The 16,518-nt window shown below is 62.2% G+C and carries 14 protein-coding genes and 1 rRNA gene; 3 read left to right on the forward strand and 12 right to left on the reverse strand.

Going from position 1 to position 16,518, the window contains the following annotated elements; all coding sequences use genetic code 11:
* Positions 1-157: 157 nt before the first annotated feature.
* Positions 158-270, forward strand: a 5S ribosomal RNA gene (gene rrf / locus CSQ92_RS00005).
* 110 nt (positions 271-380) lie between these two features.
* Positions 381-1,679: a leucine-rich repeat-containing protein kinase family protein gene (locus CSQ92_RS00010; protein ID WP_099392895.1), complete on the forward strand. Its 1,299-nt coding sequence runs from the start codon at positions 381-383 to the stop codon at positions 1,677-1,679.
* Between the two features lie 54 nt (positions 1,680-1,733).
* Here the strand turns inward: CSQ92_RS00010 and CSQ92_RS00015 are convergent, their stop codons facing one another.
* Positions 1,734-2,999, reverse strand: coding sequence for a nitronate monooxygenase (locus tag CSQ92_RS00015; protein WP_099392896.1), 1,266 nt, complete (start codon positions 2,997-2,999; stop codon positions 1,734-1,736).
* A gap of 183 nt (positions 3,000-3,182) precedes the next feature.
* Positions 3,183-3,668 carry a YajQ family cyclic di-GMP-binding protein gene (locus CSQ92_RS00020; RefSeq protein ID WP_034759416.1) on the reverse strand — a complete coding sequence of 162 codons (486 nt, stop codon included), beginning with the start codon at positions 3,666-3,668 and terminating at the stop codon, positions 3,183-3,185.
* A 185-nt stretch (positions 3,669-3,853) separates the two neighbouring features.
* Here CSQ92_RS00020 and murB point away from each other — a divergent pair, with 185 nt between their 5' ends.
* Complete coding sequence (gene murB / locus CSQ92_RS00025) at positions 3,854-4,882, forward strand: UDP-N-acetylmuramate dehydrogenase (RefSeq protein WP_092612114.1); 1,029 nt, start codon at positions 3,854-3,856, stop codon at positions 4,880-4,882.
* A 75-nt stretch (positions 4,883-4,957) separates the two neighbouring features.
* On the opposite strand, the gene ppnP is transcribed toward murB, so the two are convergent.
* From ppnP to argF, 10 genes are all read right to left on the reverse strand, one after another.
* Entirely contained in the window at positions 4,958-5,272 is a 315-nt protein-coding gene (gene ppnP, locus CSQ92_RS00030; RefSeq protein WP_099392897.1) for a pyrimidine/purine nucleoside phosphorylase, read from the reverse strand.
* 25 nt (positions 5,273-5,297) lie between these two features.
* On the reverse strand, positions 5,298-6,323 hold the full coding sequence (locus CSQ92_RS00035; RefSeq protein WP_070277941.1) for a diguanylate cyclase: 1,026 nt from the start codon (positions 6,321-6,323) through the stop codon (positions 5,298-5,300).
* A 10-nt stretch (positions 6,324-6,333) separates the two neighbouring features.
* Positions 6,334-7,386, reverse strand: a complete 1,053-nt coding sequence (gene cheB / locus CSQ92_RS00040) for a chemotaxis-specific protein-glutamate methyltransferase CheB (protein WP_099394527.1) — start codon at positions 7,384-7,386, stop codon at positions 6,334-6,336.
* A 10-nt stretch (positions 7,387-7,396) separates the two neighbouring features.
* The gene (locus CSQ92_RS00045; protein WP_070277943.1) at positions 7,397-9,685 is read right to left on the reverse strand and encodes a hybrid sensor histidine kinase/response regulator; all 2,289 of its coding nucleotides are present in this window, start codon (positions 9,683-9,685) and stop codon (positions 7,397-7,399) included.
* The gene (locus tag CSQ92_RS00050; protein WP_099392898.1) at positions 9,682-10,368 is read right to left on the reverse strand and encodes a chemotaxis protein CheW; all 687 of its coding nucleotides are present in this window, start codon (positions 10,366-10,368) and stop codon (positions 9,682-9,684) included. Before CSQ92_RS00050 ends, CSQ92_RS00045 begins: the two co-directional genes overlap by 4 nt.
* Positions 10,369-10,377: 9 nt before the next feature.
* Complete coding sequence (locus CSQ92_RS00055; protein ID WP_099392899.1) at positions 10,378-11,628, reverse strand: CheR family methyltransferase; 1,251 nt, start codon at positions 11,626-11,628, stop codon at positions 10,378-10,380.
* The gene (locus tag CSQ92_RS00060; RefSeq protein WP_099392900.1) at positions 11,625-12,080 is read right to left on the reverse strand and encodes a chemotaxis protein CheW; all 456 of its coding nucleotides are present in this window, start codon (positions 12,078-12,080) and stop codon (positions 11,625-11,627) included. The genes CSQ92_RS00055 and CSQ92_RS00060 overlap by 4 nt, the downstream gene beginning before the upstream one ends.
* A gap of 4 nt (positions 12,081-12,084) precedes the next feature.
* Positions 12,085-13,896, reverse strand: a complete 1,812-nt coding sequence (locus tag CSQ92_RS00065) for a methyl-accepting chemotaxis protein (RefSeq protein WP_099392901.1) — start codon at positions 13,894-13,896, stop codon at positions 12,085-12,087.
* 186 nt (positions 13,897-14,082) lie between these two features.
* Entirely contained in the window at positions 14,083-15,318 is a 1,236-nt protein-coding gene (locus tag CSQ92_RS00070) for an argininosuccinate synthase (RefSeq protein WP_034759383.1), read from the reverse strand.
* Between the two features lie 69 nt (positions 15,319-15,387).
* Positions 15,388-16,308: an ornithine carbamoyltransferase gene (argF, locus tag CSQ92_RS00075; protein WP_070290636.1), complete on the reverse strand. Its 921-nt coding sequence runs from the start codon at positions 16,306-16,308 to the stop codon at positions 15,388-15,390.
* Positions 16,309-16,518 lie beyond the last annotated feature (210 nt).

Consider the following 16,518-nt stretch of genomic DNA (forward strand, 5'->3'; position numbering starts at 1 on the left):
CCCGTACGGCTTGTCCCTATAACCTTAGCAGGTACAGAGGATAAGACGGTACAACGTTGCGTGTGTGTTGATACTACCAGTCATTACCCCAATCTTTGCTTCTTCCAGATTCATGGCCTTGTCGTCCCACAGGAGACAAACGCCAGTACAAGTTATGCCTGATGACCATAGCAAGTTGGTCCCACCCCTTCCCATCCCGAACAGGACCGTGAAACAACTTTGCGCCGATGATAGTGCTGCAACCAGTGTGAAAGTAGGTTATCGTCAGGCTTGTTATTCGAAAAAACCCCTTCCGGTGATCCGGTTGGGGTTTTTTTACGTCCGCTGGTTTTAACTGCACCAGCGATTGCCGGGTTTTTGAAAGGGATGTCTTGTCTGCTGTGCATACACTGGAGCAATTACGGGCTGGCCAACTGGCCGGCCTGCGCCGCCTGAAGCTATCCTGCGGCTTGACGGACTTCCCCCGCGAAATCTTCGACCTGGCTGACAGCCTGGAAATCCTCGACCTCTCGGGCAACGCGCTGTCCACTTTACCCGACGATCTGCCGCGCTTGCACAAGCTGCGCATCATTTTTTGCTCGGACAACCTGTTCACCACCTTGCCTGTCGTGCTGGGGAGCTGCGAAGAACTGAGTATGATCGGTTTCAAGGCGAACCGGATCCGCCACGTGCCTGCTGCCGCCTTGCCAGCCAGGCTGCGCTGGCTGACCCTGACCGACAATGCCATCGAGGCCTTGCCGGACGAACTGGGCAAGTGCAGTGAGCTGCAGAAACTCATGTTGGCGGGAAATTGCCTGGACAGTTTGCCCGCTTCGTTGACGAACTGCCGCCGTCTGGAACTGGTACGTATCGCCGCCAACCGTTTTACGGCGCTGCCCGACTGCCTGCTGTCCCTGCCACGCCTGAGCTGGCTCGCGTATGCGGGCAATCCCTGCACGGAAGCGCGGGAACTGGCGGCCTTGGCCGGTACGGCTGCGGCAGGCGTGGCATGGCAGCGCCTGGAACTGGCGCAGCAGTTGGGCGAGGGCGCATCGGGGGTGATTTACCGTGCCTGTCTGGATGGCGTGGATGATGTCGCCGTCAAAGTGTTCAAGGGAGCCATGACCAGCGATGGCTTGCCGCGCAGTGAAATGGCCGCCTGTGTCGGCGCCGGTGCGCACCCGGGCCTGATTCCCATCCTCGGGACGCTCGATGCGCATCCGCAAGGGGCGCTCGGACTCGTCATGCCGCTCATCGACGCGGCTTTTCGCAACCTGGCGGGACCACCGAGCCTGGAATCGTGCACGCGCGACGTGTATGCAGATGGTGTGCGCTTTGATATTCCGCAAGCGCTGGCCATTGCCCATGGCATCGCCTCGGCCGTGTGCCAGCTGCACGCGCGCGGCATCGTGCATGGCGACTTGTATGCACACAATATCCTGCATGCGGACGCCGGTACCTCCCTGCTGGGCGACTTTGGCGCGGCGTCCATGTTTGTGCCGGGCTCGCCGCGCGGGGACTTGCTGCAGGGCATAGAGGCGCGTGCCTTTGGCGTGCTGCTGGGCGAGCTGATCGAGCATTGTGCGACGCCTTTGTCCGCCTTGCATGCCTTGCAAGAAACTTGCTTGCAGGAAGAAATATTGCGGCGGCCAAGGTTCGATGCGATCGAACTGGCATTGCGGGACATGCTCCCCGCATAAAAAAATGGCGCAGCCTTCGCAGGCTGCGCCATTTTCATTTCAGGCTGGCAAAACTCAGCTTGCTGCCAGAATTTCTTTTTCCGGCAGGGCGATCTGGTTGTCGACGCTGAACTGGTAGTCCTTGAAGACGTGTTCGGCCGTCAGGATCTGGTATTCGCCATTCTCCAGCTTGTGCGTCGTGTCCTTCAGGCGATACGTGTAATGACCGCAGGTCCAGCAGTTGAAGTTGCGCATGTGGGTACACAGGCACGTCTTGTCCATCACGACGACGGTTTTTTGTTCCGGATGGGCCGCCACTTCGCGGTTGTACGAGTTGATGTACGCGCAGTTGCCCGTTGCATCGAGCAGGTAGCCATACGATTCGCAGCCTGGGCGGATGCCGGCGCCGATGGCGGGCGTGTTCTTCAGCATGCGCATCGGGTAGCCCGTCGGCGAGACGCCATTGACGATGATGTCTTCTTCCGAGGCCTTGTAGTATTCCTGCTTGACCTTGTTTGGCAAGCCGCATTCCTTGGTGACGGTAAAGCGCGTCGCCACTTGCACGCCAGCCGCGCCCGCTTCCAGGAAGGAGACGGCGTCGCTGCCCGTGAAGATGCCGCCAGCGGCGATCAGCGGGATGTCCAGCTGTTCGGCCTTCAGGTAGGCCAGCAGTTCCGCCGTGATCGTGTGCAGGTCGTAATTGGCCCAGTCCATGCCGAAACCCAGGTGGCCGCCGGCCAATGGCCCCTCGACGATGATGAAGTCGGGCAAACGGTCGAGCTTGGCGTTCTTGCGCAGGAAAATCTGCAAGGCGCGTACGGACGAGACGATGATGCCCAGCTTTGCATCACGGAAACGCGGATGGTCGGCCATCAGGGCGAACGAGCCGAAGTGCAAACCGGCGGACAGGGTGATGCCGTCGATGCCAGCGTCCAGCGCCGCATTCAGACGCACGCGCAAGGTTTCACGCGGGCCATTCATGGTCAGCTTTTCCATGCAATTGACGAAGATCAAACCATCGCCTTTTTTTGCTTCCATGGTGCGGCCGATATGCAGCCGCTGCGCTTCCGCCAGACGGCCCAGGTCGAATTGCACCACGGCCTTGTCGCTGTTATTGATGTTGAACTTGTACAGTTTCGTCTTGTCTTTGACGAAGGTGGTGTCGAAACGGCGATCCGACACGTCTTCCACCATAGCATCGGAGATATGCCCGATACCGTTCAGCCGGGCCGCTTCCAGGGCCAGCTCCGACGTGGAAATATCCACACCCATTCCGCCTATCATGATGGGCACATATTCTTTTTTGCCAAATCGCAGGCGGAAATCATCAACACGTTTCATTGCTATCCTTAGACTACCGTGGTTATCACTGAGCCAGATGTACGGTCAAGCCCGCCGCCGGTCAGGCGCGCGGGCGCATGTAGCTGCGCGCAGCTTCAATTCTACCCCAAGCGGGCAGGCGCTCCGAGGCAGCTTTCCGCCATGCCGGTGCAAGCGCAGGCCGGAGCGTGCGCATCATCGAAATTAATCGCGGAAATTGTTAAATTCCAGCGGCATGTCGGGCACGTCCTTGCGCAGCATGGCCATGGCCGCCTGCAGGTCGTCGCGCTTGGCGCCCGTGACGCGCACGGCTTCACCCTGGATGCTCGCTTGCACCTTCATCTTGCTGTCCTTGATGACACGCACGATTTTCTTCGCATCATCCGATTCGATGCCATTCTTGATCTTGATGATCTGCTTGACCTTGTCGCCGCCGATCTTCTTGATGTCACCTTCGTCGAGGAAGCGCACATCGACCTTGCGTTTGGTCAATTTGTTGGTCAGCACGTCGCGCACCTGGCTGAGCTGGAATTCCGAGTCCGCAAACGCGGTCAATTCGTTTTCCTTGTGCTCGACGCGGGCGTCGCTGCCCTTGAAGTCGAAGCGGGTCGTGATTTCCTTGTTGGATTGCTCGACTGCATTCTTGACTTCGATCATATCGGCTTCGGAGACTACATCAAATGACGGCATGGTCTGTTCCTTTTCTTGTTAAAGCGAGCGCACGCTCGGCGCGCTGGGCCTTGGCGGCTGATTCTGCGCCATGGGACGGCCCTGTTAAAGATGCGACATTTTAACGGACAACGGGCAAGTCGCCCTTGTCCTGAGGTGGTTTTTTGTCGCTTTCGCTCTATAATCGAGCAAAATTTCCCTATCCCATGTCTGCAGAGCTCACCATCGAACACAATTACCCCCTCCAGCGCCTGAATACCTTCGGCATCACGGCCAACGCGGCCGCCTACGTACGCATCACCTCGCAGGCCGAATTGCACGCCGCGCTGCAAGATCCCGCCCTGTCCGCCATGCCGCGCCTGATACTGGGCGGCGGCAGCAACATCGTGCTGACGGGCGACTTTCCCGGCGCCGTGCTGCACATGGCCACGCGCGGCATGCGCCTGGCACAGGCGGATTTTGAGACGGTACTCGTCACGGCCGCGGCCGGCGAAAACTGGCACGATTTCGTGCAGTGGACCCTGGCGCAAGGCGTGGGCGGGCTGGAAAACCTGTCCCTGATTCCCGGCACGGTAGGCGCGGCGCCTATCCAGAATATTGGCGCGTATGGCGTTGAAATCAAGGATTATCTGCATAGCGTGAGCGTCATGCACAGCGCCAGCGGCATCGTCTTCGACATGGACCGCGATGCTTGCCGCTTCGCTTACCGCGACAGTATCTTCAAGCAGGCGGACGGGCGCGAGCTGATCGTGCTGGAAGTCACGTTTGCCTTGCCGGCCGAGTGGCAGCCGAACTTGCGCTATGCGGAACTGGCGCAGGCCGTGGCCGAGCGCAATCTTGCCGAGCCGACAGCACAACAGGTAGCCGAGACGGTGATGGCGATCCGCCGGAGAAAATTGCCCGACCCGGCCGTGATCGGCAATGCGGGCAGCTTCTTCAAGAATCCCGTGGTGTCGCGCGAGCAATGTCTTGCCTTGCTGGAACGTTTCCCGACCCTCGTGCACCATGCGCAGCCCGATGGCACGGAAAAGCTGGCGGCCGGCTGGCTGATCGATCAGTGCGGCTGGAAGGGGAAAAACCTGGGGCCCGCGGGAGTGTATCCCAAGCAGGCACTGGTTCTGGTGAATAATGGCGGCGCTCGTGGCGCGGACATTACCCGGCTGGCGGCAGCAATACAGGATGATGTAGAGGCGAAATATGGCGTGCGCCTGTCGCCCGAGCCTGTGTTTGTCTAAATAGTCAATCCGCGCTTGAAAAAATGCTCAGGGCAAGGCAGTGCAACGCAGCCATGGACGTTTTTTCTGCGTGGATTAGCCGAAGTGGCAGACGTAGTCGACGGTCTCGAGCGTTTCAATATCAAAATAGCTATTGCCCGGCACCTTGAATTGCGTGCCCGCGGCATAGCTGTTCCATTCTGTCGCGTCGGCCAGGCGCACCTTGCACAGGCCGCTGACGATTTCCATGATTTCCGGCGCGCCCGTATTGAAGCGCAGCGATGACGCGAAAATCACGCCCACGCTTTTCTTCGTGCCATCGGCCAGGATGACGTTATGCGAGACGCATTTGCCGTCAAAGTAGATATTCGACTTCTTGACGACGCTGACATTGTCCAGTTGTGTGCTCATGCTTCACTTTCCTTGCTGTTAAAAATCAGTCCTGGACGTCATCGGCGCTCAGCACGCTGTTGCGTCCGCCGCGCTTGGCCGCGTACAGGGCCTGGTCGGCGCGGTTGATCAGTTGCTCCACCGTCGAGTCCGGTGACGGCACGATGGTGGCCACGCCGATCGAGATGGTGACGATGCCCGTGCTTGCCGCCGGATTCTCGATCTGCAAGCCTTCCAGGTGGCGCCGGCACGCTTCGGCGATCAGCAGCGCGCCGGCCGGATTCGTTTCCGGCAGGATCAAGGCGAATTCTTCGCCGCCGTAACGGGCGGCCAGGTCGGCCGGGCGTTTCAAATGTTCCGTCAGCACGGCGGCGACTTTTTTCAGGCCCAGGTCGCCCGCCAGGTGGCCAAAGTGATCGTTATAGCTTTTAAAATGGTCGATATCGCAGAACAGCAAGCTCAGCGGTGTTTTGTCGCGCTGGCCACGCTGCCATTCGAATTGCAGGGTTTCATCGAAGCGGCGGCGGTTGGCGATGCCCGTCAAGCCATCGAGGGCGGCCAGTTTCTGCAGCTCGATATTCGCGTCGGCCAGGTTTTTTTGACTTTCTCGTAGGAAACGAAAAGCCTGGTCGCGCTGCAAGCGGCTGATGTGGGCCGCCGAGTGATAGCGTATGCGCGCCAGCAACTCCAGTCGGTCTGGCAGTTTCACCACGTAATCGTTGGCGCCGACGGCAAAGCTGTGCGCCTTCAGTTTCGGGTCATCCTTGGCCGACATCACGATCACCGGCACATGCGCCAGCGCCTCGTTTTCGCGGTACAGCTTGATCAAGGCGAAGCCGTCGATGCCCGGCATCACCAGATCCTGCAGGATGACGGTCGGTTGCAAACGCAGCGCCGTGTCCAGCGCCTGGGTGGCGTCGGTCATATAGTGAAACTCGATATCCTGCTGATCGCTCAGCATGCGCCGGATTGCCTCAGCAATAATCAACTGGTCGTCCACCAGCAGGACGCTGACCTTGAATTCGGTCAATGCGGGTTCTTGCTGGATGAAGCTGGAGGAAAATTCTGGCATTGCATTCTTTTCAGATGTTAGGGGAGGGCTCCCACCCATTGTTGAGTTTGGCGCCCAGGCGGCTGCGCAGGCTGGCGCCAATTCTATCCAATGGCAGGATGTGCTGCGCCGCATCGAGTTCGGCCGCCGCGCGCGGCATGCCGTACACGGCGCTGCTGGCCTGGTCTTGCGCGATGGTCGTCTTGCCGGCGCGACGCATGGCCAGCAAGCCATCGCCGCCGTCGCGCCCCATGCCTGTGAGCAATACACCGATGGCGTCGCCGCGCCAGTGCTCCGCCACGCAGTTGAAGAATACATCGACGGAAGGACGGTAAACATACTCGCGTGGTGCTGCATCGTAACCCAAACGATAATTTTGATCTAGCAGCAGGTGATCATTGGTCTTGGCGATCAGTACCGTGCCGGACACCAGTTCGTCGCCTTCGGCAATCACGCGCACAGGCATGCTGAGCTGGTCATCGAGCCATTTGGCGAAGTGCGAGGCAAAGGTTTCATCGATGTGCTGCACCACCACGATGGCGCAGCCGGGCGGCGCCGTCCAGCCGGACAGCACCCTGGCCACGGCCGAAGGGCCGCCCGTCGAGGCGCCGATGGCCACCAGCGTCGTGACTTGCCCGTCGGCCCGTTCGCCGCCATTGCCGTTCGCCTGGCGCGGCGGCGGCGTTTCGGCGCTGTGGCGTATCAGCTTGCCGATGGTCTTGATCTTGGCCAGCAGCTCGCTGTCGCCGCCCACTTGTCCCTGGAGCACGGGGGTGGCCGTGACGTCGAGCGCGCCTGCGCCCAGCGCGCGGAAGACCTGGTTGACATTGTCTTGCGGGCGGCCCGTGACCACCAGGATGGCGCACGGGCTTTGCTCCATGATCAGGCGCGTCGCCTCGACGCCATCCATCTCCGGCATGTTCAGGTCCATCAGGATCAGGTCGGGGCGGTTGCCTTCGCACATGCGCACGGCTTCGAGTCCGGTGCGGGCAATCCACAGCACCTGGTGTTCCTGCGTGCTGGCCACCACGCGGCGCAGGGCCTCGGCGGCCATGGCGACATCGTTGGCAATGGCAATTTTCATGAAGTACAACTCATAAGCGGGCATCTCCTATCAGGTCGGCCACCGCGTCGAGCAAGGTCTCGTCGTGGAAGCTGCCTTTGGTCAGATAATAGTCGGCGCCGGCGGACAGGCCGCGCGCGCGGTCTTCCGGGCGGTCCTTGTACGAGACGATCATCACCGGCAGCTTGTGCAGGTGCAAGTCCTTCTTGATCAGCGAAACTAGTTCGATGCCATCCATGCGCGGCATGTCGACGTCGGTGATCACCAGGTCGTACTCGCCGCTGCGCACCACGTTCCAGCCGTCGATGCCGTCGATGGCCACGTCGACTTCGAAGCCGCGCGCCAGCAGCAGCTTGCGCTCCATCTCGCGCACCGTCAGCGAATCGTCGACGACGAGGATACGCTTGGCGCGGCGCTGCTGCGCGTGGCCCGCCTGCGCCAGCTGGTGCAGGCCGCCTTCGTGCAGCAGCTTGTCGATCGACAGCAGCAAATCGGGCACGTCGAGGATCAGCACCGGTTCGCCGTCGTCGAGCAGGGCGGCGGCGGAAATGTCGCGCATCTTGCCGAAAATGGGGTCGATGGCTTGCACCGCCAGGCTTTGCTCGCCGCGGATGGCGTCGACCACCAGCGCATAGCTTTGCTTGCCGCGCCCGATCACCACCACCGGCAAGTCCTCTGCCTGGTTGGCCGCTTCGCCCAGTTCCAGCACCTGCGCCGCGGAGACCAGGCCCAGATGCTCGCCTTTGAGTTCGAAGAATTGCTTGTTTTCCAGGGTATGGATGGCCGCCTGCGGCACGCGCACCACGCTTTCCACCTTGACGATGGGGATGGCGTAGGCTTCGCCCTGGATGTCGATCACCAGCGCGCGTACGATCGATTGCGTCAGCGGCAGGGTGATCAGGGCACGAAAGCCCCGACCCGGTTCCGATTCCAGGCGCACCGTGCCGTTTTGCTGGCGTATCGTCTCGTGCACGATGTCCAGGCCCACGCCGCGTCCGGACAATTGGTTCGCCTTTTCCTTCAGGCTGAAGGCGGGCAGGAACAAGAATTCCAGCAGCTCGCCCGGCGACAGCGCGGCGGCCATGACGGGGCTGGCCATCTTGCGCTCGATGACGGATTGGCGGATTTTTTCCAGGTCGACGCCACGGCCGTCGTCGCTGATTTCGATGCTCAGCATGCCGGCGCGGTGGCGCGCCTCCATGCGTATCGTGCCCAGCGCTTCCTTGCCCGCGTCGATGCGCTCGTACGGGCCTTCCATGCCATGGTCGATGGCATTCCTCAGCATGTGGTTCAGCGGGCTTTCGATCTTTGCCAGGATATCGCGGTCGACCAGGGTGTCTTCGCCCTCGATCTCCAGCTGCACTTCCTTGCCCAGGCTACGCGCCAGGTCGCGCACCATGCGGGGAAATGCATGGATGCCGTCGCGGAAGGGGCGCATGCGCAGGGCCAGCACTTCGTCGACCATGCCTTGCGAGACGGCCAGCAGGCGCCGTTCATAGGTTTCGATGTCGGCGATGTGCTCGAGCATGAACTGCTTCAGGGGCTGCGTCTTTTGCAGCGCCAGCAGCGACTTTTCCATCAGGCCCGCGTCGCCCGCGCGGGCAATGGCTTCGTGCAGGTGCTCGATGGCGGAAAACAGGCTGCTCTGGTTGCGTTTGAAGCGCTGCAGCGCGCCGATGAACGGGTGCATCTGGTGCGCGTTGATGCGCGATTCGCTGGCCAGCGACAGCAATTTGTCGAAGTTTTGCGCCGGCGCCTTGGCTGGTGCGGCTCCCGTGCGCGGCGCAGGCGCGGCCGCTTCCGGCTCCTCTATCGCCAGGCCGCTGGCCACGGGAGCCTGTGGTGTGGCCGCTGCCGGCGCCGGCATGGGCGCAGGCGCCGAGGGCAGGGCCGGCAATTCGGGCAGCTCGGCGATGCCGGCGATGGCGTTCAGGGTCTGGTCGATCTGCGCCGCATTCGCGGCCAGCCATGCTTCGGCGCCCGCGTCGTCCAGGCGCGACAGCTGCACGATCAGGTCGACGCCCGACAGCAGCACGTCGACCCGCTCCGGCGTGAGTTTCAGTCGGCCATGCTGGGCGGCGACAAAGCTGTCCTCCATCCCGTGCGCCAGCTGCACCACCACCTGCAGGCCGACGATGGCGGCCGCGCCCTTGATCGAGTGCGCCGCGCGCATCATCGCTTCGACGGCGGCCGCGTCGCCCGCATGGCGCTCCATCGCCAGCAAGCCGTCGGTGAGGATCTGGGTCTGGCTGTCCGCCTCCATGCGGAACAGGTCCAGCATGGAAAAGGCACTCAGGTCGCCGTGCTGGTCCTGGCTCATCGTAATAGCCTCGCAAGTTGAAAGCCGATCAGCGCCGTGTCGAGGCAGCCGATGCGCATGTCGCCCTCGGTGATGACACCGGACAGATAGCGCGACAGGCCCTTGTTGATGGTGGCCGCCGGCGCCTGCACGGTGCTTGATGCATAGCGCACGATGCCGTGCAGGTCGGCCACGGGCAGGGCGTATGCCTGCTCTTCCCAGCGCATCAGCAGCAGGCGCGCGAACGTGTGGCGGCCCTTGGCCGGCGGCGCACCCTGTTCGTCGATGCCCAGCAAACTGGCCAGCGACATGCATGGATACAGCTTGCCGCCGATATTGACGATGCCCGCCAGGCCGCGCCCGCCGCGGTGCGGCAGCACGTGCGGCTTGGCCTGCGGCGCCACGGAGTCGAACACGCGCGTGGGCAGCGCCAGCCATTCGCGGCCGATGCGAAACACCAGCACCGAGCTGTCGCGCACTTCGCCGCCCGCGTCCAGCTGGCGGAAGTGGCTGGCCCAGTCGCGCTGGTAGTGTTCATCCACGGGCCGCTGCAGGTTGCGCTGCGCGGCGCCCGCATACACGTCGCAGTTGCGGCAATGCACATTGGCCGGCAGCTTGGGGCAGCTCTGGTCGCCGACCACGCCGATATGGTTCCAGCAGTCGTCGATGGCGGCGGGAGACTCGGTGGCGATGAGGTTGGTCATGCATACCCCTTAGTTGGACGCCTGGCGGCGCTGGTAGATGCGCGCCGCGCGCGCCTTCAGGGTGGCGGCGGCTGTGTGGTTGCCATTGCGTTCGGCCAGCAGCGACAGGTGGCACAGCGCCTCGTAATGGTCGGGCTGCAGGTAGATGCAGCGGCGCCAGTAATCGTCGGCCAGGTCCATCTTGCCGGCCAGTTCATTGATGATGCCCAGCATGAAATACGCTTCCGCCGCCTCGGGCACTCTGGCCAGGTGGGCATGGCATTTTTCGCCGGCCTCGCGCAACTGGCCACGGTCGGCCAGCAGGCGCGCCTCGGCCAGCAAATCGGCTTGCGCGGTTGGCGCGGCCGGCGCCGGCGACGGCACGGACACGGGGCGCGTGCGCGGCGCTGTCGCGGCGGCAGGGGCGGCTGCGGCGGCGCGCCTTGGCGCGAGCGGCACGCTGCGCAGGGGGCGCGCGGCCGGCAGCGGCGCCACTTGCACGGGGCTGGCCGGCGCCGTCGTCTCCTTCTTCAGGGCGAAGGCCTGGCGGAACTGCAGCGGCGCAAAGCCGTTCTGGCAGAACGACGGCACTTCCGCATAGCCGGCCAGCAGCATGCCGTCGTCGGCCAGCAGGGCGGACAGGTTGTGGATGGCCGCGCGCGTGGTCGGCTTGTCGAAGTAAATCAAGAGGTTGCGGCAGAAGATGACGTCGTAATGGCGGCTGTAGGTGGCGGTATCGAACTGCAGCAGATTGCCCTGTTTGAAGGTCACCTGTTCGCGCAGGGAGTCGATGATGCGGTAGGCGTCGTCGGCCACGTGCGTGAAATAGCGGTCGCGGAAGGCCACGTCCTGCGCGCGGAAGGCATTGCGGCCATACACGCCCGCCTGCGCCCGCTCGATGCAGCCTGGACTCAGGTCATACGCGTCGATGCTGAACGCCTGTTTCGGTACGCCGCCGTCGCGCAGCGCCATGGCCATGGAATATGGTTCCTCGCCGCCCGCGCACGGGATCGACAGGATGCGCGTGGCGCGCCCCCGTGCCCAGCGTTCCTGCACCAGTTCGACGGTGGCGTAGAACGCCTGCGGGTCGCGGAACAGCCACGATTCCGGCACCACCACCAGCTCGATCAATTGCGTCATTTCGGTCGGCGTGAGCGCCTGCAGGTAGGCCTCGCTATCGCTGAAGCCCGTTTGCTCCATGCGCTGGCCGACGGCCCGTTCGGCCACGGCTTTGGAGACGGACAGGCCGGTCGCGCGGCGCAGCAGGGCTTGTGCCGTCATGCCGCGCCCGCGTCTTGAAACAGCAGCGCGCGCACGTCGGGCGGCAGCAGGTGCTCCAGTTCCACCAGTTGCACGATGCCGTCGGCGTCGCTGGCCACCTGGCCCAGGAAGGGCGCCGTCGCCACGCCGCTGTCGTCGAGCTTTTCCGCATCAATGTCGGCGATGCCGCGCACCTGCGAGGCCAGCAAGCCCAGCGCATGCGTGGCGCCCCCAGGCGCGCGGTAGTCGACGATGACGATGCGCGTGTCGAACTGCGCGGCGGCGGCAGGCAGCCCGGCCAGGCGCGACAGGTCGATCACGGGCACGGGCGTGCCGTGCAAGTCCATCAGGCCGGCCACGTAGTCTGGCGTGAGCGGCAACTGTTTCAGCTCCAGCAGCGGCAAGACGCGCACGATGCCTGCCAGGGGCAGGCCATAGCGGTCGCGTCCGATGTGAAAGAGCAGTACTTTCATGGGATCAGATGGTGACGGCGAAGGTCGACACGCTCGACTGCAGGTCGCCCGCCGCATATTGCAGCTGGTGTACCGCTTCGCTGGTGGCTTTCAGCGATTCCACCGTCTGCTGCGTGGCATCGTTGAGCTGCATCATGGTGTCGGAAATTTGCGACGCGCCGATGGCCTGCGATTGCATGCCTTGCAGAACGGCATCGAATTGCGGCGTGAGTTTCTGCACCTGGTCCATCACGGACGACAATTGTTCCGCCACTTGGCGCACCTCGCCCACGCTGCGGCGAATTTCTTCCGAGAATTTATCCATGCCCATCACGCTGGCCGAAACGGCCGACTGCATTTCCTTGAGCATTTGCTCGATATCCCACGTGGAGACGGACGTCTGGTCGGCCAGGCGGCGGATTTCCGTCGCCACCACGGAGAAGCCGCGGCCCGCCTCGCCCGCTTTTTCCGCCTCGATGGCGGCGTTCAGCGACAGGATGTTGGTCTGGTCGGCCACCTTGGTGATGGTGATCAGCACGCTATTGATATTGCTGGCTTTTTCCGACAGGGCGGCCAGCTTGGCGTTGATGGAGTCGGTGGCCGAGACCATGTGCTGCATGGTCGAGTCCATGCGCTTGAGGTTGTTTTGTGCTTCGGCCGTGGCATTCGTCGTGTAGTCGGCCACGGCGGTGGCGTCTTCCATGGTTTTCAGCAACTGGCTCGTGTTGGCCGAGATTTCCTTGGTGGTGCTGAGAATTTCCACGCTGGTTTGCGCCTGTTCGATGCCCGTGGCTTCCTGCTGGCGTGCCGAGGCGGCGATTTCCGTGGCCGAGGTCGTCACCTGGATGCCGGCCTTTTGTACATTGTTGAGCAGGCTGCGCAGGTTTTCGAACATCTTCGCCAGGCCGTTGCCCAGCTGGCCGATGGCGTCATTGCCCGTGATGCTGACCTTGCCCGTCAGGTCGCCCGAGGCCGCCTTCGACACCACTTCCAGCAGGGAATCGACCTTGGCCCGCAAGCTATTCGTCGCGGCCAGTTCGTTGGCCTGGTTATCCTGGATGGTTTGCGCCATGCGGTTGAATTCTTCCGTCACCTTGCCCAGCTCGTCGCGCGAGATGATGGCGGCGCGCGCGCCCTGCTCGCCGCCGGCGATGCGTCCGACGGCGTCCGTCAGGCTGTTCAGCGGGCCGAGGATGGAACGGCCCAGCAGGTAGGAAATGCCCAGCGCCAGCACCACGCACAGCAGGCCGCCCAGCGCCAGGGTCAGCATCATGGTTTCCTGCAATTTTGTCGTGGTGGCCGTGCGTTCGACCAGCAAGCGGGATTCTTCGGCGGCGACTTCGTCAAGCAGCTTGTTCGCTTGCGCGACGGCCGGGTAGCCGGTCGGCGGCATGGTGCGCGCCACCGCTTCCGTGGCGCCCGGCGCGTTGCCCAGCGCGCGGCGCTTCTCGATCAGGGGATTGATCCACTCCTTCACCCAGGTGGTGGTCAGCTGGTCGATCTTGCGGAAGCGTTCCGACTGTACCTTGTTGTCGACCGTCATGGCGATGGCTTTTTGCGTGTGCTGGCTCAGCACCGCCATCTCGTCCGTTCCAGGGTTCAGCGAGGCTTCGTTGCCTGTCAGGATGAAACCGCGTGCTTCCACCTGGATTTGCAGGATGGAATTGTGAATCCTGTCGATCTCGACCAGTACTTCCATCGTGTGGCGGTCCCATGCATTGGCTTCCGACAGGCGCGAAAAGCTGTTGTAGGCCACGCCCAGCAGGATCAGGATGATGGCCACGATGGAGCCGAAGCCCAGGTACAGTTTATTCTTGATACTCAGGTCTTTGAACATGGGAGGGCTCCGGAAGCGGGAAGGTCAGCACAATTGCACTGTAGCATTTTGCCATGCGGACAGCAAAATGGGGGCGATCTCGGGACGTGGCGGGGCGTAATTTGCGGCAGAGTGCGCTCCAGACGCAAAAAAGCCGCCCGTGGGCGGCTCAGGCAGCTGCGGGAGGCAGTGCCTCCCGGCAACTAATTACTTCTGGCCGCGCTTTTCGCGGGCGATGGCGGCGATGCGCATGCGCAAGGCGTTCAGCTTGATGAAGCCGCCTGCATCGGCCTGGTTGTAGGCGCCGCCGTCTTCGTCGAAGGTGGCGATGTTCATGTCGAACAGCGAATCCGTCTTCGAATCGCGCGAGACGACGATGACATTGCCCTTGTACAGCTTGATGCGTACCCAGCCGTTCACGGTTTCCTGCGTGTGGTCGATCAGGGTTTGCAGGGCAACGCGCTCAGGCGCCCACCAGTAGCCGTTGTAGATCATCGATGCGTAGCGCGGCATCAGGTCATCTTTCAGGTGGGCCACTTCGCGGTCCAGGGTGATCGATTCGATGGCGCGGTGGGCTTTCAGCATGATAGTGCCGCCCGGGGTTTCATAGCAGCCGCGCGATTTCATGCCGACGTAGCGGTTTTCCACCAGGTCCAGGCGACCCACGCCATGCTTGCCACCAACCTTGTTCAGTTCGGCCAGCACGGTGGCAGGCGACATGCGCACGCCGTTGATGGCGACGATGTCGCCTTTTTCGTATTCGATGTCCAGGTATTCCGCTTCGTCCGGGGCCTTTTCAGGGCTGACGGTCCAGCGCCACATGGTTTCTTCCGCTTCGGCGCTCGGGTTTTCCAGGTGGCGGCCTTCAAAGCTGATGTGCAGCAAGTTGGCGTCCATCGAGTACGGCGCGCCGCCGTTCTTGTGCTTCATGTCGATTTCGATGCCGGCGTCTTCCGCATACTTCAGCAGTTTTTCGCGCGACAGCAGATCCCACTCGCGCCATGGAGCGATGATTTTCACGCCTGGCTTCAGCGCGTAGGCGCCCAGTTCGAAACGCACCTGGTCGTTGCCCTTGCCGGTCGCGCCGTGCGAGATGGCGTCGGCGCCGGTGGCGTTGGCGATTTCGATCAGGCGCTTGGCGATCAAAGGACGGGCGATCGAGGTGCCCAGCAGGTATTCGCCTTCGTACACGGTATTGGCGCGGAACATCGGGAAGACGAAATCGCGCACGAATTCTTCGCGTACATCTTCGATATGGATGTTTTCCGGCTTGATGCCGAACTTGATGGCCTTGGCGCGCGCCGGTTCCAGCTCTTCGCCCTGGCCCAGGTCGGCCGTGAAGGTGACGATTTCGCACTGGTAGTTATCTTGCAGCCATTTCAGGATGACGGAGGTGTCGAGTCCGCCGGAATAGGCCAGGACTACTTTTTTAATGTCGCTCATATTGCTTCCAGTTGTCGTTGTCGATATATGTGTTGCGATGCTGCCGGGAGTTCTGCAGTTCCAGGCGAATTATTGGATTTTACCCAGTAACAGGTATTCAATCAGCGCTTTTTGCACGTGCAAACGGTTTTCCGCTTCGTCCCACACTACCGATTGCGGGCCGTCGATCACTTCGGCGGCTACTTCCTCGCCGCGGTGGGCGGGCAGGCAGTGCATGAACAGCGCGTCGGGCGCCGCGCGGGCCATCTTCGCGCCATCGACGATCCAGCCGTCGAAGGCGGCGATGCGGGCCGCGTTTTCCGCTTCGTAGCCCATGCTGGTCCACACGTCCGTGTTGACCAGGTGCGCGCCTTCGCAGGCGTCGGACGGGTTGGCGAAGAAGGTGTAGCGCTCGGTCTTGACTTGCGACAGGTCGATGTCGTAGCCCTTCGGCGTCGACACGTTGACGTGGAAGCCGAACACTTCGGCCGCCTGCAGCCACGAGTACAGCATGTTGTTGGCGTCGCCGATCCAGGCGACGACCTTGCCGGCGATCGAGCCGCGGTGTTCGATGTAGGTGAAGATGTCGGCAAAGACCTGGCACGGGTGGTGTTCATTGGTCAAGCCATTGATCACCGGCACGCGCGAATTGGCGGCGAAACGCTCGATGATTTCCTGGCCGAAGGTGCGCACCATGATGATGTCGCACATGCGCGACATGACCTGGCCCGCGTCTTCCACCGGCTCGCCGCGGCCCAATTGGGAGTCGCGCGTGTTCAGGTAGATGGCGGCGCCGCCCAGCTGGTGCATGCCGGCTTCGAACGACAATCGCGTGCGGGTCGAGTTCTTTTCAAAGACCATCACCAGGGTGCGGTCGATCAGGGGATGGTAGATTTCGTAGTTCTTGAACTTGCGCTTGATCAGATGGGCGCGTTCGATCACATATTCGTACTCTTCCAACGTGAAATCGGAGAACTGGAGGTAGTGCTTGATCGGTTTTTTTGTCGACATAATGACCACTTGAAGATGCGCAGGCCGCCGGCGGCGTGCCTTTCCCGCCGGGTTGCATCAGCGTAAAACATCTCGTCTGATGACTGCCTCGCCCGGCGCGCTGCTGTGTTGATCGGTGCCAGCGCGACGCCTGTCGCGCGGTACGATGCGGTTTGCCAAGTTGAAAATAATGCAATGGCAAGTACTTCAGCCGTTCAATTATAAGGGTTT

The organism is Janthinobacterium sp. BJB446, from assembly GCF_002735655.1.
GTDB classification, from domain to species: Bacteria; Pseudomonadota; Gammaproteobacteria; order Burkholderiales; family Burkholderiaceae_D; genus Janthinobacterium; species Janthinobacterium lividum.

What these genes read in the sequence shown, in the direction of transcription:
- CSQ92_RS00015 (WP_099392896.1), bottom strand. Translation starts at nt 2,999, where the DNA reads ATGAAACGTGTTGATGATTTCCGCCTGCGATTTGGCAAAAAAGAATAT.
- CSQ92_RS00020 (WP_034759416.1), bottom strand. Translation starts at nt 3,668, where the DNA reads ATGCCGTCATTTGATGTAGTCTCCGAAGCCGATATGATCGAAGTCAAG.
- murB (WP_092612114.1), top strand. Translation starts at nt 3,854, where the DNA reads ATGTCTGCAGAGCTCACCATCGAACACAATTACCCCCTCCAGCGCCTG.
- ppnP (WP_099392897.1), bottom strand. Translation starts at nt 5,272, where the DNA reads ATGAGCACACAACTGGACAATGTCAGCGTCGTCAAGAAGTCGAATATC.
- CSQ92_RS00035 (WP_070277941.1), bottom strand. Translation starts at nt 6,323, where the DNA reads ATGCCAGAATTTTCCTCCAGCTTCATCCAGCAAGAACCCGCATTGACC.
- cheB (WP_099394527.1), bottom strand. Translation starts at nt 7,386, where the DNA reads ATGAAAATTGCCATTGCCAACGATGTCGCCATGGCCGCCGAGGCCCTG.
- CSQ92_RS00045 (WP_070277943.1), bottom strand. Translation starts at nt 9,685, where the DNA reads ATGAGCCAGGACCAGCACGGCGACCTGAGTGCCTTTTCCATGCTGGAC.
- CSQ92_RS00050 (WP_099392898.1), bottom strand. Translation starts at nt 10,368, where the DNA reads ATGACCAACCTCATCGCCACCGAGTCTCCCGCCGCCATCGACGACTGC.
- CSQ92_RS00055 (WP_099392899.1), bottom strand. Translation starts at nt 11,628, where the DNA reads ATGACGGCACAAGCCCTGCTGCGCCGCGCGACCGGCCTGTCCGTCTCC.
- CSQ92_RS00060 (WP_099392900.1), bottom strand. Translation starts at nt 12,080, where the DNA reads ATGAAAGTACTGCTCTTTCACATCGGACGCGACCGCTATGGCCTGCCC.
- CSQ92_RS00065 (WP_099392901.1), bottom strand. Translation starts at nt 13,896, where the DNA reads ATGTTCAAAGACCTGAGTATCAAGAATAAACTGTACCTGGGCTTCGGC.
- CSQ92_RS00070 (WP_034759383.1), bottom strand. Translation starts at nt 15,318, where the DNA reads ATGAGCGACATTAAAAAAGTAGTCCTGGCCTATTCCGGCGGACTCGAC.
- argF (WP_070290636.1), bottom strand. Translation starts at nt 16,308, where the DNA reads ATGTCGACAAAAAAACCGATCAAGCACTACCTCCAGTTCTCCGATTTC.